The organism is Methylobacterium bullatum (genome assembly GCF_014845095.1).
In the GTDB taxonomy this organism is placed as follows: domain Bacteria; phylum Pseudomonadota; class Alphaproteobacteria; order Rhizobiales; family Beijerinckiaceae; genus Methylobacterium; species Methylobacterium bullatum.
Window position 1 is genome coordinate 1 of sequence record NZ_NKUG01000048.1, and the last position, 19,919, is coordinate 19,919.

Here is a 19,919-nt window from a genome sequence, read left to right on the forward strand (position 1 = left end):
TGTATGGTCACGACCTCACGCACAGCTCTGGGCAATCCCCCAGATGGCGGAGGCCTACGGCACGGCGCCGTCAGCGATCGCCTGAGACGGCGCCCTGTTTCGGACACAAGGCTGCGTTGTTCTGGGGAACGGCGGCGGGCGACGTCCGCCTGGACGGCACGATGACGGACATTCGGATCACGGCAGGCACCTTCGGCGAGGGCGTGGCCACCTACGAGAACGGCGTGTTCCGTTTTCCCAACGGCGAGGCCCGCGGCGTGGAGGATCTCACCGATCTCGGGCTCGCGCCCGAGTCGACGCCGGAGGCGCATTGGAGCGGTGACATCGTGCGCGGTCTCCAGGGTGCGCTGGCCACCTCGACAAAGGCCTTACCGTCGCCCTTCGGCTTTGCTGCGTCCTTCGTGGGACTCGGGCTCGACGTGCTCGAATCCTCGGCCAATACCGCCGCGACCCTGCCGATCACGTTCAGCGACGGCGCCAGCGCGACGATGGCCGCCGACGGCGCCGTGGCGGCTCTGATCCGGCGCGACCGCGAGGTGGTCCGCCTCGCGCTCGAGCGGGTGGCCCCCGCCCCGGCGGTCCAACCGGCACCGGCACCGGAGCCGATCGTCTCGACACCGAATCCGAGCGATCCGACCCTGACCTCGATGTTCCAGTACGAGAAGCGCAAGGGACGCCTGCGCCGCGTCGTCACCGAGACGACGCCTCAGGAGACGTGAGCGGACGCCACGGATCTCCCGCGCCCTGAAGGTGCACGTCTCCCGCGCGGGGGCGGGGGAATGGCGTGCCTCAACCGTCGATGACGCTCACATGCGCGGCCACGACCTTCCAGCCGTCGGGGAAGCGGATCCAGGTCTGGCTCTGCCGGCCGACCTTGCCGGGCGATCCGTCGCGGTGGAAGAGGGTCATCGCCACGGCCGTATCCCGCCCATAGGCCGTGATCACCGTATCGGACAGGGTCCGCCCCAGCCCGGCCGGTGAGCGGGCGCGGCGGAAGGCACGGATCGCGTCCATGCCGTAGAGGTTCTCAGCCCCGCCGTAGCGGATGGTGCGGGGATCGTCGTGGAACAGGGCTTCCAGCGTCGCCACGTCGTTGCCGGTGAGCGCCGCCTCATAGGCCGCGAAGGCGGCCTCGACCTCGGCGATCACGTCTGGCGCATCGATCTCCATCGGCTCGCTCACAGGATCGCATGCGGCGCGGAGACGACGCCGTTCCTCTCTAGGTGGCGCGCGACCCGCAGCGCCAGATCCTCGCGCCACGGAGCGGCGATGACCTGGACACCGAGGGGCAGGCCGTCATCGACCCGCACGGGCACCGCCACCACGGGCAGGCCGATGAACGAGATCGGCTGGGTGAAGACGCCGATATTCGCCCGCACCGGCAGGGTCACCCCGTCGAGCTCGAAGGTGACCTGCCCCGATTTCGGAGCCCGGCACGGGGTCGAGGGGGCCAGGATGATGTCGACCTCGCGGAACAGGTCGAGCATCGCCGCCCGGTACCAGCGGCGGAAACGCTGCGCGCGCTCGACGAAGGGGGCCGGGATCATCGCCCCCGCGATCAGCCGGTCACGCACGGCCGGGTCGAAATCGGCGGCACGCGTGCGCAAGCGGTCGAGATGGAGGGCGGCGCCCTCGGCGGCGGTGATGAGGTAGGCGGCGGCCCGAGCCCGCGCGGCTTCGGGGATCTCCACTCGCCGCCCGCAGCCGAGCGATGCGGCGAGGGTTTCCACCGCCATGAAGGCCTCGTTGTCACCGCCACGCGCGAAGTATCCGCCCGCCATGGCGATCCGCAGGTCGCCGATGCCGTCATCGAGGCTCGGCATCGCGGGATCGGGGGCACGGGTGGTCGCCACCGGGTCGTCCGGATCGGGGCCCTGCATGGCATCGTAGGACAAGGCGAGGTCGGTGACGCTGCGCGCCATGGGCCCGAGATGATCGAGGCTGCCGACGAAGGGGAAGCTCCCCGCCCGCGTCAGCCTTCCATAGGTGGGCTTGAGGCCGAAGCAGCCGCAGAAGGCGGACGGGACGCGGATCGAGCCGTTGGTGTCCGAGCCGAGGGCCAGGGGGACGAGGCCCGCGCCGATGGCGCCCCCCGAGCCCCCGGACGAGCCGCCCGACATGCGCCCGAGGTCGTGCGGATTGCGGGTCGCGCCGTCATGGACGTTCTCCCCGGTAAAATCATAGGCATACTCGCCCATGTTGAGGCCGCCCACGAGGATGGCCCCGGCGGCTTCGAGCCGTCGCACCAGGGCGCCGTCCCGTCGGGCGGGGGCGAGATCGCGGTTGATCTTCGAGCCCGCCCGCGTCGGCAGGCCCGCGATGTCGATGAGGTTCTTCACCGCGAAGGGCACGCCCGCCAGCGGCCCCAACGCCTCCCCACGGGCTCGCGCCGCATCGACGGCATCGGCTCTCGTCAGAGCGCGTTCGGGCAGCACGTCGGTGAAGGCATTGACCGCCGTGTCCACCCGCGCGATGCGCGCCAGCACGGCCTCGACCACCAGGCGGGCGCTGATCGCCCCATCCCTGACGGACCCGGCGATGTCGGCCGCGTGCATCGTGCTCGGATCGGTCATGCCCCCGCTCACGCCGCGAAGACCGGAGCCGGCTCCGCCTCGTCTGGCAGGGGAAACCCCGCGACGAGGCCGGCGGCGCCCTGAAGCACGGTGAGGTTCGCGCCCACCGCCGCGACCCAAGCGGGATCGAGGGGAATGCCGAGGAGGGCGGAGGCGGCGTCGATATAGGCATCGAGCCCACCCGATGCGGGCTCGGTCTTCGGCATCTCGGCCATGGCTTCCTCCTCAAACCCCGATCCGGCGGAACCGTCGCATCCCGGGGAGCAAGGGTCGGGCCGGACTATGTGACGATCTCACGGAAGCACCCTGTGCGTCATGGCCGTCTTTAGGAGGTTGAGCGTCTTTCCCCATCCGCCGTCCTGAGATCGTGAGAGCGGGCGAAACGGGTCAGTCGGACCCGACGGCATCCGATCCTCACCATCGTTCCGGATGACGTCGAACTCTGCCCTTGTCTTATGTGCAAAACGCATCTAACTAAGATGCAGAACGCATATAAGGCTCGCCCCGTGATCGAAACCGAATTCCTGGCCGAGTACGATCCCACCGCCTACGAGCGCCCTGCCCTCGCCGTCGATCTCGTCCTGCTGGGCCTGCGCGAGGGCCGCCCGGCGGCGCTGCTGCTGAAACGCGAACAGCATCCGCATGCCGGTCGCTGGGCGCTGCCCGGCGGTTTCGTGGGGATCGACCAGACCCTCGATGCGGCCGCTCTCCATGTCCTGCATGAGAAGGCGGGGATAACCGGGGTGCATCTGGAGCAGCTCTACACGTTCGGCGCGCTCGCCCGCGATCCGCGCATGCGGATCGTCAGCGTGGCCTATCTCGCCCTCCTGCCGGAGGCGGCCCTCGCCGAGGCTTTGGAGCGCGCACCCTCCCTCGTGGCGGCCGGGATCGAGGTGCCCTGGTCGGGCGAGGCGGGCGGAGACGTGGTGGCACTGTCGCCCAAGGGTGAGGTTCTGCCCCTCGCCTTCGACCATGCCGACATCCTGGCGATGGCCATGCTGCGCCTGCGCGGAAAGCTCGATTATTCGGATGTGGGCTTTGCCCTCCTGCCCGAGCATTTCACCCTGCGACAGCTGCAGGACGTGCACGAGGCGGTTCTCGGCACCACGCTCAACAAGCCGGCCTTCCGACGCCGGATGCTCGACCGGGGCTGGCTGGCGCCGACCGGATCGCGCGAGGCCGGAACGTCGTTCCGCCCCGCCGAACTCTACCGATTTCAACCGTCCCGCTGACCCGACAGGAGGTTTCCATGGCATCGATCCGCAACATCGGTCTGGTCGCGCAATTGCGGAGCGAGGCGAGCAGCCACGTCATCCGCTATCGCCGGGGCCGCATCCGCCAGAGCGGCCGGGGCCTCGTCTTCTGGTTCCGCCCGGAGACATCGAGCATCGCCGAGATGCCGATGGACGACCGCGAGATGACGCTGTTCGTCCGTGGCCGCAGCCAGGATTTCCAGGCCGTCGCCGTGCAGGGGACGATCGGCTGGCACGTGGTCGATCCGGAACGACTGGCCAGCCGTATCGATTTCTCCATCGATCTTCGCACCGGTAAGCTCCAGGGCGAGCCGATCGAGAAGATCGAGGCGCGCATGGCCGGCATCGCCAGTCAGGCCGTGCTGCAATATCTCGGCGGCAAGCCGGTGCGCACCATCCTCGATGCCGGCCCCGAACCCCTGCGCGGGGGGCTGGAGGCCGTCTTGGCGGCGGACCAGTCCCTGGCCGAGATCGGCGTCGCCGCCGTGTCGGTGCGACTCACCAACCTCGCACCCACGAGCGAACTCGAACGCGCCTTGCAGACCCCGACCTTCGAGGCGCTGCAGCAGAAGGCCGACGAGGCGACTTTCTCCCGCCGCGCCCTCGCCGTGGAGAAGGAGCGTGCCATCGCAGAGAACGAGCTCGCCACGCGCACGGAACTGGCGCGCCGGGAGAAACTCCTCATTGCCGAGGAGGCGGAGAACGCGCGAAACCGGGCGGCCGGCCTCGCCGAGGCGCAGGGCGTCGAGGCGACGGCGGAAGCCGAGCGCATCCGCCTCGTCGAGGGAGCCAAGGTCCTGGCAGAGGCGCAGCGCGTCGCGATCTACCGCGACCTGCCGCCCGCGATCCTGCTCGGCCTCGCCGCGCAGGAACTGGCGGGCAAGCTCGACACGATCGAGCATGTCAGCGTGACGCCCGATCTCCTCGCCGCCGTGATGGGCGAGTTCCACAAGGCCCGTCCGATGGTGGGGGCGCGCTAAGCAGGTTCGCGTCGGCAAGCCAACGCTTCACCTCGCTTAGATCTTTGAAATGTCGCAGGTTTTAAGACACAAAACCGGTGACCACTTTTGTGAAACCTGCTCAGCATGGCCGCCCTCACCCACCGCGCCGTCTTCGTCATCCGCGAGACCGATTACGAGGCCCTGATCGCCCGGCACGCCACGAGCGGGCAGGCGCGCTTCTTCCTCGAGAGCCGCGGGCAGAAACTCGAGGATGTGGTCGAGCGGCACGAACGGTTCCACGCCGTGCTCTCCCGGGCACGGGCCTCGGTGCCGGGGGAGTGGCGCCAGGCCCTGGTGCGGCGCGCTGACCTCGACCGCTTCCTGTTCGCCGCGGACGACGTCGTCGTCGCCGTGGGCCAGGACGGGCTCGTCGCCAATGTCGCGAAGTATCTCGGCGCGCAGCCGGTCATCGGCGTCAACCCGGCGCCCGACCTCTATGACGGGATCCTCGTCCGGGTCGCTGTCGAGCGGCTCGGGCAGGTGCTCACCGCGAGCGTCAACGGCGCGGCGCAGGTGGAGCGGCGCACCATGGTCAAGGCCGTGCTCGACCATGGCGAGACGCTGTTCGCACTGAACGAGATCTTCGTCGGGCACCGCAGCCACCAATCCGCGCGCTACCGGGTCGAAGCGGCGGGCGAGGCCGAGGATCAATCCTCCAGCGGGCTCATCGTCGCGTCCGGTACGGGGGTGACCGGCTGGGCGCGGTCCATCGCCGAGGCGACGCATCTCGCCCTCCCCCTCGGCACGGAGGAGGCGGCGGTGGGCTACTGGGTGCGCGAGCCATTCCCGAGCGTCGCCAGCGGCACGCGGCTGCGCGCGGGCAAGCTGACCGATGCCGGGCTTCTCGTGACCTCGCGCATGAACGATGGCGGCGTCGTCTTCGCCGACGGCATCGAGCAGGATTTCCTGGCCTTCGAATGGGGCCGCCAGGTCAGGCTCTCGCCGGCGGATCGCACGCTCAATCTCGCCATTGGCTAAGTGTCGCCGGGATGTGTCGAGGGATCGAGAGCGCGCAAAGAAAAACCCGCCAAGTCATGGACTTAGCGGGTCGAATTCTTGGTAGCGAGGGAGAGATTTGAACTCCCGACACAAGGATTATGATTCCTCTGCTCTAACCAACTGAGCTACCCCGCCATAACAAAGGAACCCGCGCGGTGCGGGCGCCCCTGAAGAGATCGGCGGTATAAAGAAATCCGCCTTCGGGTGTCAACGGGGAGTTTGCGACTTGGCCACTCCCCGGCGCGGTTTTGTCAGAGGCGGGTGCCCAGGATCTCGGCCACCTGCGGGATGTCCTTGTCGCCACGGCCCGAGAGATTGAGCACCATCAGATGCTCGGCGGGCTTCGTCGGCGCGATCTCGAACACCTTGGCGAGGGCGTGGGCCGGCTCGAGGGCCGGGATGATCCCCTCCAGCATCGAGCACAGCTTGAACGCCTCCAGCGTCTCGGAATCCGTCGCCGAGAGGTAGGTGACGCGCTTGGCCTCGTGCAGCCAGGCGTGTTCGGGGCCGATGCCGGGATAGTCGAGGCCGGCCGAGATCGAGTGGGCGTCGGCGATCTGGCCGTCCTCGTTCTGCAGCAGGTAGGTCCGGTTGCCGTGGAGCACGCCCGGCTTTCCGCCGGACAGGGAGGCGGCGTGCAGGCCCGAGGCAATGCCATGGCCGGCGGCCTCGACCCCGTAGATCTCCACCTCGCGGTCGTCGAGGAACGGGTGGAACAGGCCCATGGCGTTGGAGCCGCCGCCGATGCAGGCGATGAGCGAGTCGGGCAGGCGCCCTTCCATCTCCAGCATCTGCTCCCTGGTCTCGCGACCGATGATCGATTGGAAATCGCGCACCATGGCCGGATACGGGTGCGGTCCGGCCACCGTGCCGATGCAGTAGAACGTGTCGGCGACGTTGGTGACCCAGTCGCGCAGCGCCTCGTTCATGGCGTCCTTGAGGGTCTTGGTGCCGGATTCCACCGGGATCACCTCGGCGCCGAGCATCTTCATGCGGAAGACGTTGGGCGCTTGGCGCGCCACGTCGACGGCGCCCATGTAGACGACGCATTTCAGGCCGAATCGGGCGCAGAGGGTGGCGGTGGCGACCCCGTGCTGACCGGCGCCGGTCTCGGCGATGATCCGCGGCTTGCCCATGCGGCGGGCCAGCATGATCTGGCCCAGCACGTTGTTCACCTTGTGCGAGCCGGTGTGGTTCAGTTCCTCGCGCTTGAAGAAGACCTTGGCGCCATGGCCCGGAGCCGACTTCGTCCGTAAGTGCTCGGTGATTCGCTCGGCGTAGTAGAGCGGGCTCGGGCGGCCGACGTAATGGGTCAGGTGGCCGTTCATCTCCTCCTGATAGGACGGATCGGCCTTGGCCTCCGTATAGGCCTTCTCAAGATCGAGGATGAGCGGCATCAGCGTCTCGGCGACGAAGCGACCGCCGAAGATGCCGAAGCGGCCGCGCTCGTCCGGTCCGTTGCGGAACGAGTTCGGAGAGGGGGCGATGGTCACGGTTGTCGTCCTTCGCGTCTTCGGCCGGCGAGTCTCCGCCGGGCCTGTGCGTTCGGTATTGGGTTGCGCCAATGCCTAGACCCGCGTGGGGGGCGTCTACAATGCGGCGAACGCGTCGATTTGTGAAATCGGACCCTATTCGTAGGCGCGAACCGCCGCGATGAAGGCGGCGATGCGTTCCGGGCTCTTCTCTCCCGGCCGCGTCTCGACGCCCGAGGAGACGTCGACGGCGCGCAGGCCCGTGCGGGCGAGGGCTTCGGCGAGGTTCTCAGGGGTGAGACCGCCCGAGAGCATCGTCCCCGCCGGCAGGGTTTTTCCTGCGAGAAGATCCCAATCGAAGGCGAGGCCGTTGCCGCCGGGAAGTGCCGCATCCGGCGGCGGCTTGGCGTCGAGGAGGATGCGATCGGCTGCCTCGTACCCGGCGATGGCGGCGAGGTCCGAGGGCGTCGAGACGCCGAGCGCCTTCATCACGGGGCGACCGCTGCGGTCGCGGATCGCCGCGACCCGCTCGGGCGTCTCGTGTCCGTGGAGCTGGATCCAGTCCGGATCGACGGTGCCAACGGCCGCATCGATCAGGGCATCGTCGGGGTCCACGAGGAGGACGACCCGCTCCGCCCTGCCCTTCGCCCGGTCCGACAGCAAACGCGCCGTCTCCAGTGGGACATGGCGCGGGCTCTTGGGGAAATGCACGAAGCCGACGAGGTCGGCCCCGGCCGAGAGCGCCGCGTCGAGAGTGTCGGGCGTGCTCAGCCCGCAGATCTTGACCCGGATCGACGGCATGACGGCTCTAACGCGGCGCGGGGAGCGCGACGCGGCTGTCGAGGCCGGGATAACGCTCGGCCGGAGCGGGCTCGCTCGCCGCGACACGCGACTTCAGACGCTCGGTCTCGCCCTCCAGGCGCCGGATCTCGCGGCGGCGGGCCGCGCTCGTCCGCCGTGTGCTCGACTGACCCAGCCACGTGCCGATGCCGCCGCAGAGGATGCCGATGGCGACGGAGGCGAAGATGAGGACGTAGAGCGGCAGCGGCAGGCTGAAGGCCGGCGTGTCCGTCGTGAACGGATCGAAGGACAGGCGGACGACCTCCCGATTGGCGACGGCCAGGGCGACGACCACGATCGCCACGGGAAGCAGGATCAAACCCTTGAGGAAGCGGATCATCGAGACACTCCGGTCGATGGGACGAGGCTGTGCATGGCGTTCAGGATTCCTCGCTTTCGGAGGGCTCCTCGGCGCCGATCCCGGCCTCATTGAGTCGCTGGCGCATCTCCTTGCCCGTCTTGAACACGGGGATGGCCTTCTCGGAGACGGCAACGGGCTCACCGGTGCGCGGGTTGCGCCCCCGTCGCGCATCGCGGCGCTTGACCGAGAAGGCGCCGAAGCCGCGCAGTTCGACACGGTCGCCGCGCGCCAACGCCTCGGCGATCGTGTCGAGGATCGCCTTCACCAGGGTTTCCACGTCGCGCTGGTAGAGATGCGGGTTCTGCTCTGCGATCCTGAGCACGAGCTCCGACTTGATCATGCGGCGGTCTTCCCTGACTTCATGCGGTTCCGGCACCCCTGCGGACGTGATCCGGGCAGGCGTGATTCGGCGTCGCCCTCAAGGCGCATCGGCGGAACCCGGACGCCAGAGGGCGAGCATGCCCCCTTGCGCGAGACCTGCCGTCTCGTCGCCGGCCTGACGCAGGCGCGTGGCGAGGCCGCCCAGCCCCATCAAGTCGGCCCCCATGCCGAGAGCCGACCAGAGCTTGAAATCGCTCTCGGATTTCGGCTTCCAGTCGCGCACGGGCAGACCCTTGGCGACGTTGCGCTCGGTCTCGAGCCAGGCGATCGCCTGACGCTCCCCGCCGACACCGTCGACCAGCTTCAGCGGAACGCTCTGGCGGCCGCTGAACACGCGCCCGTCCGAGACGGTCGCGAGTTCCTTCTCGGAGAGCTTGCGCCGCTCGGAGACGAGGCTCTTGAACCAGGCGTAGGTATCGCCGACCACGGAGGCCAGGGCGGCGCGGGCCTCGGGCGAGGTCGGGGTGAAGCCCGACGGCTCTGCCTTCAGCGGCGACGACTTCACCGACTCGACCTTGACCCCGACCTTGTCGAGGAGGCCGGACAGGTCGGGATACTGGAACAGCACGCCGATGGACCCGACGAGGGCGGTTTCCCGCGCGACGATATGATCGGCCGCGATGGCGGCGATATAGGCGCCCGACGCCGCCGTGCCGTCGACGAAGGCCACCATGGGCTTCTTCTCGGCCAGCGCGCGCAGGTTGCGGTAGAGTTCCTCTGAGCCGGTGGTGGTGCCGCCAGGCGACGAGATCGACACGATCACGCCCTGCACCGCGCCGGCGTCGCGGACCCGCTCGATGAGTTTCGTCGTCGATTCGCTGCCGGCGATGAAGCCGCCGATGGAGATGCGGGCGATCTGCGGTTTCACGGCCGGGAAACCGAAGCCGTCATTGCCCCGGACCCGGTAGCCCAATGTCCCGACGGCGACGATCAGCCCGCCGATCCCCACGACGCGCCACAGGGAGAGCTTGCGGCGCAGGCGCCGGCGATCGATCAGAAGTTCGGCGTCTGCGGCCATGCGATCGTCCCGCTCCCTTGACTCGTCCGACCGCTGCGGCCGGCTGTTCGCTCACGACACGTAAGGATGTACCGGTAAAGGTGCCTCCAAACGTCCCCTCGAGATGTGTTCCACACCCGCCGCCGGATTGCACCAAGCCGTTGGCAGCTCTCGCGTCCTTCCGCCGGACGACCGATGGAGTCCGGGGTACGCGAAAGCAGGGCCGTGTTCTAGCGCCCCCTCCGGTGGACCGGCAAGAGGACTCGTCGACGGGAAGCGAAGCTTGGGCGCGAAGCCGTGGGGATGGGGGCTCGGCGGGTGGTTCGGTCGCTCGGCCGAAACAGAATCCTCCGATGTCGAACCGGTGACATCGGAGGCTTTTGGCGGCCAAATTCACTCGCTCAGGGAGCGAGGTCGTGGACCGGCTTCGTCGTGGTGGTGCGGTTGCTGTTGAGGACGGTGTTGCTGACCTGTGTCTGCTTCAGTGCCTCCAGGTCGATCTGCGGGGGAGCCGGCAGCTGCAATTGCTCGCTCGTATAGGCCCAGGCCTGCGCGACCCGCTCCGGATCGTCGTTCAGCTTCAATCCGTAGCTGGGGACGATCTGCCGGAGCTTCGCCTGCCATTCAGGGGACGACACCTTGGAAGCGAAGACCTTCTCCAGCACCTTCAGCATGATCGGAGCCGCGGTGGACGCGCCCGGCGAGGCGCCGAGCAGCGCCGCGATGCTGCCGTCCTTCGCGCTGACGATCTCCGTGCCGAGCTTCAGAACGCCGCCCTTGTCCTTGTCGCGCTTGATGATCTGCACGCGCTGGCCCGCCTGCCACAGGCGCCAGTCCTCCTTCTTCGCCTTGGGGAAATACTCACGCAGGGCGGCGATGCGGTCATCGTCCGAGAGCATCAGCTGACCGGCCAGATATTCCACCAGGGGATATTCATCCACACCCACGCGAACCATCGGCCAGACGTTGCTGGTGGTCGTCGAGGACAGGAGGTCGAAATAGGAGCCCTCCTTCAGGAACTTGGTGGAGAAGGTCGCGAAGGGACCGAACAGCAGGACGCGCTTGCCGTCGAGGACGCGCGTGTCCAGATGCGGAACGGACATCGGCGGCGAGCCGACCGAGGCCTTGCCGTAGGCCTTCGCCAGATGCTGCGTCGTCACATCGGGATTCTCGTTGACGAGGAACGAGCCGCCGACGGGAAAGCCGGCGTAGTCCTCGCCTTCGGGGATGCCGGATTTCTGCAGGAGATGCAGGGATCCGCCGCCCGCGCCGATGAACACGAACTTGGCGTCGAAACTCTGCTCGGATCCGTCCTTGAGGTTCCGGGAGACCACGCGCCAGGAGCCGTCGGGATTCTTGTCGATGGTCCGGACCTCGGACGAGGCCTTCAGGTCGAAGTTCGGCTGGCTCTGCAGATGCCCGACGAACTGGCGGGTGATCTCGCCGAACTCCACGTCGGTGCCCAGAGAGGTCCAGGTGGCTGCGATCTTCTGCTTGGGATCGCGGCCCTCCATCATGAGGGGGACCCATTTCCGGATCTGCTCGGGATCGGTCGAATAGTCCATGCCGGCGAAGAGCGGGCTCGCCTTGAGCGCGGCATGGCGCTTCTTGAGAAAGGCGATGTTCTCGTCGCCCCACACGAAGCTCATGTGAGGGGTGTAGTTGATGAACGAGCGGGGGTTCTTGAGGACGCCGTTGCGAACCTGCCACGCCAGGAACTGGCGCGTGACCTGGAAGGCCTCGTTGATCTCGACGGCCTTGGCGATCTCGATCTGGCCGTCCTTCTTCTCGGGCGTGTAGTTGAGCTCCGCGAGGGCGGAATGGCCCGTGCCGGCATTGTTCCAGCCGTTGGAGCTCTCCTTCGCCACGCCGTCGAGCCGCTCGATCATCTGGATCGACCAGTTGGGTTCGAGCTCGCGCAGCCAGACACCGAGCGTGGCGCTCATGATGCCGCCGCCGATCAGAAGGACATCGACCTTCTTCGCCGGAGGGGCCGCGAGAACCAGGGTGCCGGGCACGGCCACGGCCGCCATCCCGGTCAAGGCCGTGCCGAGGATCTGCCTGCGGTTCAGGGCAGGCGCCGTGGAGGAAACGCCCTTGGACGGGCACATATCGTTGTCGTCGGCGCTCATCGCCATACCTCGTTCTGCGGAACACGTCCGAAGGACCCTCATCGGACGGCTGTCCGCCCAGGGCATCGGATCGAGAGGATCGGAGGAGCGCTTCTTCCCAGAGGGCATTCTTGCCCGGTGTGCTGGATTGACCAGTCTGCCGGATCGATGCCTCGCCGATCCCGGTCGGTAAAGGGGTCGGCAGTAGTCTTCCAGCTATTATTTGTCAGTCCGGTGGTGCGATTGGACGTTCTGACTTTCTCTCTGGAACATTTACAGATGAGAGGTCGATACGACGCCTCGGGACTTCGGCTATGTTTCCATGTCCGAGAGGATTCCGCATGGGCAACTCGGCCCTGAACGAGACGAGCCGGTGCGAAGGGCATCGGCGGCTGCCATCCGCGAAGTGCCAGGGCTGTTTCAGCTGATCGTCGTGCGGCCCGAATGTCCCATCCGGGCTGCCGCTCCGGAATCCCGTCCCGTACCGGCGATGTCTCGAACCGTGGCGTTTTCAGTTCGAGCCGATCCCTCGGTGCCCGTCTCCTAGACGATGGCCCGGAGGGCAACAATCTGTGGCTCGCCGCAATCCGTTCAAATGCCGGGTTTTGAAACCGGCATGTCAGGGCGAGTCCGCTCTAGAGAGAGCGTGTCGAGACAAAGAAACGCCCGCGCGGGAGGCGATCCCACGCGGGCGTTCAGGATGCGATCACCGACTCCAGGGAGTCGGCGACCGTTGATGTCGGCGCCGGATTTAGTCCTGCGCGTCGTCCTTGTCGTCGCTGGTGCGGGCCTTCTTGAAGGCGGCACCGAGGATCTCGCCGAGGGAGGCGCCGGAATCGGCGGAGCCGAACTGGGCCATCGCCTCCTTCTCCTCGGCCATTTCCAGGGCCTTGATCGAGAGCTGGACCCGACGCGCCTTGCGATCGAACTGGATCACGCGGGCATCGAACTTCTCGCCGGCGGCGAAGCGCTCGGGGCGCTGATCGCCACGGTCACGAGCCAGCTCGGCCCGGCGGATGAAGGTGGAGAGGTCGGTGTCGACGATCTTCACCTCGACGCCCGAATCCTTCACTTCCAGCACTTCGCAGGTCACGATCTGACCCTTCTTGAACTCACCGGCCTCCGTGAAGGGGTCGCCGCCGAGCTGCTTCACGCCGAGCGAGATGCGCTCCTTCTCGACGTCGACGTCGAGAACCTGGGCGCGCAGCATGTCGCCCTTCTTGAACTCCTCGATGACCTGCTCGCCGGGACGGTTCCAGTCGAGATCCGACAGGTGGACCATGCCGTCGACGTCGCCGTCGAGACCGATGAACAGACCGAACTCGGTCTTGTTCTTGACCTCACCCTCGACCTCGGAGCCGACCGGATGCTGCTCGGCGAAGGCCTCCCAGGGGTTCTGGAGGGTCTGCTTGAGGCCGAGCGAGATGCGGCGCTTGACGGGATCGACTTCGAGGATCTGCACTTCCACTTCCTGCGAGGTGGAGACGATCTTGCCCGGATGAACGTTCTTCTTCGTCCAGGACATCTCGGAGACGTGGATCAGGCCTTCGATGCCCGGCTCCAGCTCCACAAAGGCGCCGTAATCGGTGATGTTGGTGACACGGCCCTTGAGCTTGGCGTCGACCGGGTAGCGCTGGGCGATGCCCTCCCACGGATCGGCGAGCAGCTGCTTGATGCCGAGCGAGATGCGGTGGGTCTCGTGGTTGATCTTGATGATCTTGACCTTGACCGTCTGGCCGATGGTCACGACCTCGGACGGATGGTTCACGCGGCGCCACGCCATGTCGGTGACGTGGAGCAGGCCGTCGATGCCGCCGAGATCGACGAAAGCGCCGTACTCGGTGATGTTCTTGACGACGCCGTCGATGACCTGACCCTCTTCGAGGTTGGCCACGAGCTCGGAGCGCTGCTCGGCGCGGCTCTCTTCGAGGACGGTGCGGCGCGACACGACGATGTTGCCGCGGCGGCGATCCATCTTGAGGATCTGGAACGGCTGCGGGGTGCCCAGCAGCGGGGTGACGTCGCGGACGGGACGGATGTCCACCTGCGAGCGCGGCAGGAACGCCACGGCGCCGTCGAGATCGACGGTGTAGCCGCCCTTGACCTGGTTGAAGATCGCGCCGGTGACGCGCTCGTTGGCCTCGAAGGCCTTCTCGAGCTTGACCCAGCTCTCCTCGCGGCGCGCCTTGTCGCGCGAGATGACGGCTTCGCCGAGCGCGTTCTCGATGCGGTCGACATAGACCTCGACCTCGTCGCCGACGGCGAGTTCGCCTTCGCGGCCGGGGCCGTTGAATTCCTTGAGGGCGACACGGCCTTCCGTCTTGGCGCCGATGTCGATGACGGCCACGTCCTTCTCGATCGCGACGACGCGACCCTTGACGACGGAACCTTCGGTGATCTCGTGCTCGAGGAAGCTCTCCTCGAGGAGAGCCGCGAAGTCGTCGCGGCTCGGGTTACGCTGCAGGGCGCTACCAGCGGTCATTCTGTCTCCTGACAGGCCTCATGATCGAGGCCGGCGTCGGCGGTTCGTGTGACGGGGCACCCTCGGCGATCGCCGCCCGCGCGCCCCCTGGAGGACTCGACAGGCTCACCCCCCGCAGGAGGGCCGACGCAATCTGGAACAATGGTCGAGGGCCATTCCCCAACGGGTCGATGGCGGGACGAAAAGCCCGCGCACAGTCGAATCCGAAGGGAGGACGGCGCTGCCATAACCGATCGCGTCCGTTTCGGCAACAGAACGCTTGCGATCCGCGCGGGAGGATGCGTTCACGTAAGCATCCAGCGCGGCGTATCGGCGTGGCGCAGCCAGATCGCGGAGGCGACCGAGAGCGCCTCGATCGGCATCTCCACGTCGCCGCGGCCCTTGTCCCAAAGTTCGATACCGGAAAAGCCGACCTTGCGGATCGTCAGCCACGCGCCGAAGGGGAATGTCGCGTCGGTACCCTGGCCGGGGCCGAAACATTCCTCGAAGGCCAGGGGATCGATCATCATCTGATCGTATTTCCGGAGGTGCTCAACCATCGAGACCTTGGATCGGAACAGGATGCGGTCGCGGATATGGGACGAGAAACACGGCTCGTATTCCGTCAGCGTCATCCGGAGCTTGCCTCCGATGCGCAGATAGGGCGGATTCGGCCCGGCCTCGCTGAAGTTGAGCAGGCTCCAGCCTTCCTCATTCATCAGTGATTCGGCCAGCGTCACCGGTTCCGATGCTCCCAGTCGCGGATCGGCGTCGCGAGCCGCCGTATCGGGGCCGGTTCCCGTGGCCAGGATGTCGGACCCGATCGTGTGGCCGCCCGGCTCGTATTCCGCCACGTCGTGCGCCGTCTCGTGAGAGGCCATCATTCGCCCCGTAAAAGTGTCCCCGGCAATCGAGGGCGATCAATATTGCGCATTTTCTCATGCTTGGCGATCATGCAGCGCACCAACACGACAAAGGCGCCGCAACAGCGGCGCCTCCGGTAGTATGTCTGTCGGTTGGCGGACGCTCGACGCGACGATTATTCCTCGTCTTCGTCCTCGGTGCTGCGCATGCCCTTGAGCTTTGCGAAGACCGAATCCGCGTTGAGCTTCTCGTCGCGCTCGTTGCGGTGATGCTCGTCGGCTTCCTCGAAATTGCCGGCCGTGGAGACTTCGGTGGGCAGCAGGGTCGCGCCGGCATCGGTCGGCAAGACCGCCGGGCGGTCCTTGGCGGCGCGCTGGACTTCGAAATCGAGGTCGATCTGCGTGCAGAGGCCGAGGGTCACCGGGTCCATCGGCTGCAGCGAGCCGGAATTCCAGTGGGTCCGCTCACGGATCTGCTGGATCGTCGACTTGGTGGTGCCGACGAGGCGGATGACCTGCGCGTCCTTGAGCTCGGGATGATTGCGCAGCAGCCAGAGGATGGCGTTCGGCCGATCCTGACGGCGCGACAGCGGGGTGTAGCGCGGACCCTTGGTGGTGCGCTTGACCTCGGGCAGCTTCACCTTCGAAACGGCCACCTTGAGCTTGTAGTTGGGCGCCTTCTGCGCCTTCTCGATCTCGTCGCGGGTGAGCTGCCCGGTGGTGATCGGGTCGAGGCCCTTGATCCCCGCCGCGACTTCGCCATCGGCGATGCCCTTCACTTCGAGGGGGTGCAGCTTGCAGAAATCGGCGATCTGCTCGAAGGCGAGGGACGTGTTCTCGACCAGCCAGACGGCGGTCGCCTTCGGCATCAGCGGACCTTGGGACATGCTCTGTGGCTCCGACGTTAGCGGGGGAACGGGCGGCGCCGGGCATCGGTCCGCAGGCTCCGGATCAGTCGATCCGGAAGTCCCGTCTCACGCTCTCAAAAGGGGATCAGCGTATATAGGCGGCTGCCGGAGGGCGCGCAATTGCCTTCACGTCCGGTCGTCGACGATGGACGGCCGGATACGCCCGCTCTCCCCCGTCGATTGGCAGCCGTGCGGCGTCGACCGTCAGACGAACAGGCTCGAGACGCTCGATTCCGTCGCGGTCCGGCCGATGGCCTCGCCGAGGAGCGGAGCGATGGTGGCAACGCGGATATTGCGGGCGAGCTTGACCGCCTGCGTCGGCTGGATCGAATCGGTGATCACCAATTCCTTCATCCGCGAGGCGGCGATGCGGGAGACCGCGCCGCCCGAAAGCACGCCGTGGGTGATGTAGGCCGACACGTCCTTGGCGCCGGCGTTGAGCAGGGCCTCGGCCGCGTTCACCAGGGTGCCGCCGGAATCGACGATGTCGTCGACGAGGATGCAGGACCGACCCTCGACCTCGCCGATGATGTTCATGACCTCCGATTCACCCGGGCGCTCGCGGCGCTTGTCGACGATGGCCAACGTCGCGTCGATGCGCTTGGCGATGGCGCGGGCGCGGACCACGCCGCCCACATCGGGGGAGACCACCATCCATTCCTTCGGGTCTAGTCGTTCCTTGATGTCGCGCACGATCACCGGGGCGGCGAAGAGGTTGTCGGTGGGAATGTCGAAGAAGCCCTGGATCTGCCCCGCATGGAGATCGAGGGTCATCACCCGGTCGGCGCCGGCCTCGGTGATGAGGTTGGCCACGAGCTTGGCCGAGATCGGGGTGCGGCCGGAGGTGCGCCGGTCCTGCCGGGCATAGCCGAAATAGGGGATCACCGCCGTAATGCGCCGCGCCGAAGAGCGCCGCGCCGCGTCGATCATGATGAGCAGTTCCATCAGGTGATCGTTGGCGGGGAAGGAGGTCGACTGCACGATGAAGACGTCCTCGCCGCGGACGTTCTCCTGGAGTTCGACGAAGATCTCCATGTCCGCGAAGCGGCGGACCATGCACTTGGCCAGGGGAAGCTCGAGATAGGCGGAGATCGCCTCCGCCAGCGGACGGCTGGAATTTCCAGCGATGATCTTGATCGAGGACTTCATGCCGCCGTCTTCATCTCTCGATTCCTGCGCCGCGCCGGATACCGGCCCCTCGGCGCGGCACCCCTTACAGCCCCCGACCCGGTGTCACAATGCCTTCACCGATCATTGAGGGCTGCCCTGCACAGATCACGGCTCCAACAGGCGATGGAGGTGGACGATGAAATAGCGCGTCTGAGCGCTGTCGACGGTGGCCTGCGCCTTGGATTTCCAGGCGCTCTGCGCGGAGGCATAGTCTGGAAAGATTCCGACGATGTCGAGCCCCTTCACATCGCGGAAGTTGATGCCTTCGAGGTTCTCGAGCTCGCCGCCGAAGACGAGATGCAGCTTCTGTCCGCTATCGATCGTGGTGGTCATCGTCTCTCCTTGGCAGGCCGTGGGGCCGCTGGCACGGGGTGGGATCGAGGGTGCGGGCCGACATTCGGCGCCGCGCTTTAGCGGTGTTCGCGACGCGAAGCGAGATGCCGCATGTCGGCAAGCATCCGCCGGGCCAAGAGTCACGGCCCCGCCATGCGCCGGCCACGGGACTCACAGTTCGAACAGGGATTGCTGAGGCGGGGCCTCCGCCGGCTTTCGCGGCTGCCGCTTGCGCTTCGGCGGCCCCTCCCCGCCGGGCGCCGTATCGTCTGCGGCCTCGGACCGGGCGAACCGCGTGCCGTCCGCGAATTCGAGGCCCAGCCGCTGGCCCGGCGTCACCGAGGCGGCGGCGCGGATCGGGGCTCCGTCCTCGTCGCGGACCAGGGCGAAGCCGCGCGCGAGGACGGCGCGGTAGCTCAGCGTGCCGAGGAGTGCCGCGAAATTGCCGAGCCTGTCGCTCCGCCGCTCGATCAGGCGGCGGATTGCCTGGTCGAGCCGGGTATCGAGGGCGCCCAGGCGCTCGAAGCGACGGGCGGTCTCCGTGCGGGCACGGACGAGGGTCTGTTCGCGGGCGACGACGAGGCGCCGGCCGAGATAGCCTAGCGCCTCGCTTTTACGTGTCGCATAGTTCTGCAAGGCGGAACGAGGGCGGTCCGCGACGAGGGCGAGGCGGCCGCGCGCCTGAGCCAGCCGCAATCCCGGCGGGTGCCGCCCGAGCCGATCGAGCAGGCGGCCGAACCGCGCCCGGTGATCGCGCGCATTGCCGGCCAGCGCGGGCATGAGCCGGGCCTCGGCGAGGTCGAGGCGTTGGCGTTTTCCCGCGAGGAAGGCATCCGCTCCCGGCATGGCACGCAGGAGCGCGCGCAGGTCGGAGCCTTCGCGGTCGAGCTTGCGCCGGACGGCTTCGCCCTGGCGGTGGCCGAGGTCGCGGATCTCGGCGACGAGATCGGCGCGGACCGGCACGGCCATCTCGGCGGCGCCCGTCGGCGTCGGTGCGCGGCGATCCGAGACGAAATCGATGAGGGTGGTGTCGGTCTCGTGGCCCACCGCCGAGATCAGGGGGATGGTGCTCTCCGAGGCGGCGCGGACCACGATCTCCTCGTTGAACGCCCATAGATCCTCGATCGAGCCGCCGCCCCGCGCGACGATGAGCACGTCCGGCCGTGGGATCGCGCCGTCCGGCGGGAGCGCGTTGAAGCCGCGGATGGCGGCGGCGATCTCTTCGGCCGCCCCCTCCCCCTGGACGCGCACGGGCCAGACCAGGACCGGCCGGGGGAAGCGGTCTTCCAGCCGGTGAAGGATGTCCCGGATGACGGCGCCGGTGGGCGAGGTCACCACTCCGACGACCCGCGGGAGATAGGGAATGGCGCGCTTGCGATCCGCGGCAAACAGGCCTTCCGCCGAGAGGACGCGCTTGCGCTCCTCCAGCAAGGCCATCCAGGCACCGATCCCGGCCGGTTCGAGGGTCTCGACGACGATCTGGTAGGACGACTTGCCGGCAAAAGTCGTGATGCGCCCGGTGGCGACGACCTCCAGCCCCTCCTGGGGGCGCTGGCGCAGGCGGTTGAAGGTTCCCTTCCACACCACAGCGTCGATGCGGGCGGTGCCGTCTTTAAGCGAGAAATACGCGTGTCCGGAACCGTGCTGGCCGCGATAGCCGGAGATCTCGCCGCGCAGCCGGACATGGCCGAACGCGTCTTCCAGCGTCCGCTTCAGGGCCGAGGCGAGGTCCCCCACCGACCATTCCGGCGCGTTGGAGACGGCCGGTGTCGGGGCGGCAGGATTTGGAACAGGGGGAGGAACGAGGGCCATGGCGCGGGGACGCTAGGCCGGGTCGGCACGCGGGTAAACCCCGGCGCGGTCGGTCAGAACATCAGAGCCAGCAGGAGGATGCCCGACAGGACGGGGGCGACGCCGATGGCGAGCGCCCAGGGCCAAAAGCCCGGGATGTGCGGGGGACGGTTGTCGTTGACAGGTCTCACCGAGGGACGGCCACTCACGAGGAACTGCGACAAACGCAGGCCCGACCCGGTTTGCGGGACGATCGGGAGAGCAGTGGAGTGGCGACATCCTGGCATGACGGTGTTCAACCCGCAGACGGCCCGTATCGTTCCTGCGACGGCCATCGATTGCGTGAGGTCGGAAGCGGTAATTAGAGCATCGATGCGAACGGCGCGCCAGGGCCTCCGTGAGCGC

General features: G+C 67.5%; 19 protein-coding genes and 1 tRNA gene. 4 read left to right on the plus strand and 16 right to left on the minus strand.

Annotated features, from left to right (window positions below):
- The first annotated feature begins 161 nt into the window (after nt 1-161).
- Nucleotides 162-719, plus strand: coding sequence for a hypothetical protein (locus MBTS_RS07120; RefSeq protein ID WP_192215308.1), 558 nt, complete (start codon nt 162-164; stop codon nt 717-719).
- Between the two features lie 70 nt (nt 720-789).
- On the opposite strand, the gene hpxZ is transcribed toward MBTS_RS07120, so the two are convergent.
- The 3 genes from hpxZ to MBTS_RS07135 are packed head-to-tail and all read right to left on the minus strand — an operon-like array spanning nt 790 to nt 2,788.
- Complete coding sequence (gene hpxZ, locus MBTS_RS07125; protein WP_192215329.1) at nt 790-1,170, minus strand: oxalurate catabolism protein HpxZ; 381 nt, start codon at nt 1,168-1,170, stop codon at nt 790-792.
- Between the two features lie 8 nt (nt 1,171-1,178).
- Entirely contained in the window at nt 1,179-2,573 is a 1,395-nt protein-coding gene (locus MBTS_RS07130; protein ID WP_192215309.1) for an AtzE family amidohydrolase, read from the minus strand.
- A gap of 8 nt (nt 2,574-2,581) precedes the next feature.
- Nucleotides 2,582-2,788 (minus strand): DUF4089 domain-containing protein, encoded by a 207-nt coding sequence (locus MBTS_RS07135; protein WP_192215310.1) that lies wholly within the window; start codon nt 2,786-2,788, stop codon nt 2,582-2,584.
- A gap of 291 nt (nt 2,789-3,079) precedes the next feature.
- Here MBTS_RS07135 and MBTS_RS07140 point away from each other — a divergent pair, with 291 nt between their 5' ends.
- The 3 genes from MBTS_RS07140 to MBTS_RS07150 all read left to right on the plus strand — a co-directional run bounded on the left by MBTS_RS07140 (nt 3,080) and on the right by MBTS_RS07150 (nt 5,805).
- Nucleotides 3,080-3,805, plus strand: a complete 726-nt coding sequence (locus tag MBTS_RS07140) for an NUDIX hydrolase (protein ID WP_192215311.1) — start codon at nt 3,080-3,082, stop codon at nt 3,803-3,805.
- Nucleotides 3,806-3,822: 17 nt separating this feature from the next.
- Nucleotides 3,823-4,806 (plus strand): SPFH domain-containing protein, encoded by a 984-nt coding sequence (locus MBTS_RS07145; protein WP_192215312.1) that lies wholly within the window; start codon nt 3,823-3,825, stop codon nt 4,804-4,806.
- A 105-nt stretch (nt 4,807-4,911) separates the two neighbouring features.
- Nucleotides 4,912-5,805, plus strand: a complete 894-nt coding sequence (locus MBTS_RS07150) for an NAD(+)/NADH kinase (protein ID WP_056149066.1) — start codon at nt 4,912-4,914, stop codon at nt 5,803-5,805.
- A 79-nt stretch (nt 5,806-5,884) separates the two neighbouring features.
- Here MBTS_RS07150 and MBTS_RS07155 read toward each other — a convergent pair.
- The 13 genes from MBTS_RS07155 to xseA all read right to left on the minus strand — a co-directional run bounded on the left by MBTS_RS07155 (nt 5,885) and on the right by xseA (nt 19,535).
- A tRNA-Met gene (locus MBTS_RS07155) sits at nt 5,885-5,961 on the minus strand.
- Between the two features lie 116 nt (nt 5,962-6,077).
- Nucleotides 6,078-7,319, minus strand: a complete 1,242-nt coding sequence (gene trpB / locus MBTS_RS07160) for a tryptophan synthase subunit beta (protein WP_056252988.1) — start codon at nt 7,317-7,319, stop codon at nt 6,078-6,080.
- A gap of 135 nt (nt 7,320-7,454) precedes the next feature.
- Nucleotides 7,455-8,099 (minus strand): phosphoribosylanthranilate isomerase, encoded by a 645-nt coding sequence (locus MBTS_RS07165; RefSeq protein ID WP_192215313.1) that lies wholly within the window; start codon nt 8,097-8,099, stop codon nt 7,455-7,457.
- A 7-nt stretch (nt 8,100-8,106) separates the two neighbouring features.
- Nucleotides 8,107-8,478: a lipopolysaccharide assembly protein LapA domain-containing protein gene (locus tag MBTS_RS07170; RefSeq protein ID WP_018043162.1), complete on the minus strand. Its 372-nt coding sequence runs from the start codon at nt 8,476-8,478 to the stop codon at nt 8,107-8,109.
- Between the two features lie 40 nt (nt 8,479-8,518).
- A complete protein-coding gene (gene ihfB, locus MBTS_RS07175; RefSeq protein ID WP_018043161.1) occupies nt 8,519-8,839 on the minus strand; it encodes an integration host factor subunit beta in 321 nt (106 codons plus the stop codon).
- 78 nt (nt 8,840-8,917) lie between these two features.
- Nucleotides 8,918-9,898, minus strand: a complete 981-nt coding sequence (gene sppA / locus MBTS_RS07180; RefSeq protein ID WP_192215314.1) for a signal peptide peptidase SppA — start codon at nt 9,896-9,898, stop codon at nt 8,918-8,920.
- Nucleotides 9,899-10,278: 380 nt separating this feature from the next.
- Complete coding sequence (mqo, locus tag MBTS_RS07185; protein WP_238253942.1) at nt 10,279-12,009, minus strand: malate dehydrogenase (quinone); 1,731 nt, start codon at nt 12,007-12,009, stop codon at nt 10,279-10,281.
- A 730-nt stretch (nt 12,010-12,739) separates the two neighbouring features.
- The gene (gene rpsA, locus MBTS_RS07190) at nt 12,740-14,470 is read right to left on the minus strand and encodes a 30S ribosomal protein S1 (protein WP_018043158.1); all 1,731 of its coding nucleotides are present in this window, start codon (nt 14,468-14,470) and stop codon (nt 12,740-12,742) included.
- A 284-nt stretch (nt 14,471-14,754) separates the two neighbouring features.
- A complete protein-coding gene (locus MBTS_RS07195; protein WP_018043157.1) occupies nt 14,755-15,333 on the minus strand; it encodes a hypothetical protein in 579 nt (192 codons plus the stop codon).
- Nucleotides 15,334-15,488: 155 nt separating this feature from the next.
- The gene (locus MBTS_RS07200; protein WP_018043156.1) at nt 15,489-16,199 is read right to left on the minus strand and encodes a DUF1013 domain-containing protein; all 711 of its coding nucleotides are present in this window, start codon (nt 16,197-16,199) and stop codon (nt 15,489-15,491) included.
- A 225-nt stretch (nt 16,200-16,424) separates the two neighbouring features.
- Complete coding sequence (locus MBTS_RS07205) at nt 16,425-17,369, minus strand: ribose-phosphate pyrophosphokinase (protein WP_018043155.1); 945 nt, start codon at nt 17,367-17,369, stop codon at nt 16,425-16,427.
- A gap of 126 nt (nt 17,370-17,495) precedes the next feature.
- Nucleotides 17,496-17,723, minus strand: a complete 228-nt coding sequence (locus tag MBTS_RS07210) for a DUF4170 domain-containing protein (protein ID WP_018043154.1) — start codon at nt 17,721-17,723, stop codon at nt 17,496-17,498.
- Nucleotides 17,724-17,894: 171 nt separating this feature from the next.
- Nucleotides 17,895-19,535 carry an exodeoxyribonuclease VII large subunit gene (gene xseA, locus MBTS_RS07215; RefSeq protein WP_192215315.1) on the minus strand — a complete coding sequence of 547 codons (1,641 nt, stop codon included), beginning with the start codon at nt 19,533-19,535 and terminating at the stop codon, nt 17,895-17,897.
- Between the last annotated feature and the right edge of the window lie 384 nt (nt 19,536-19,919).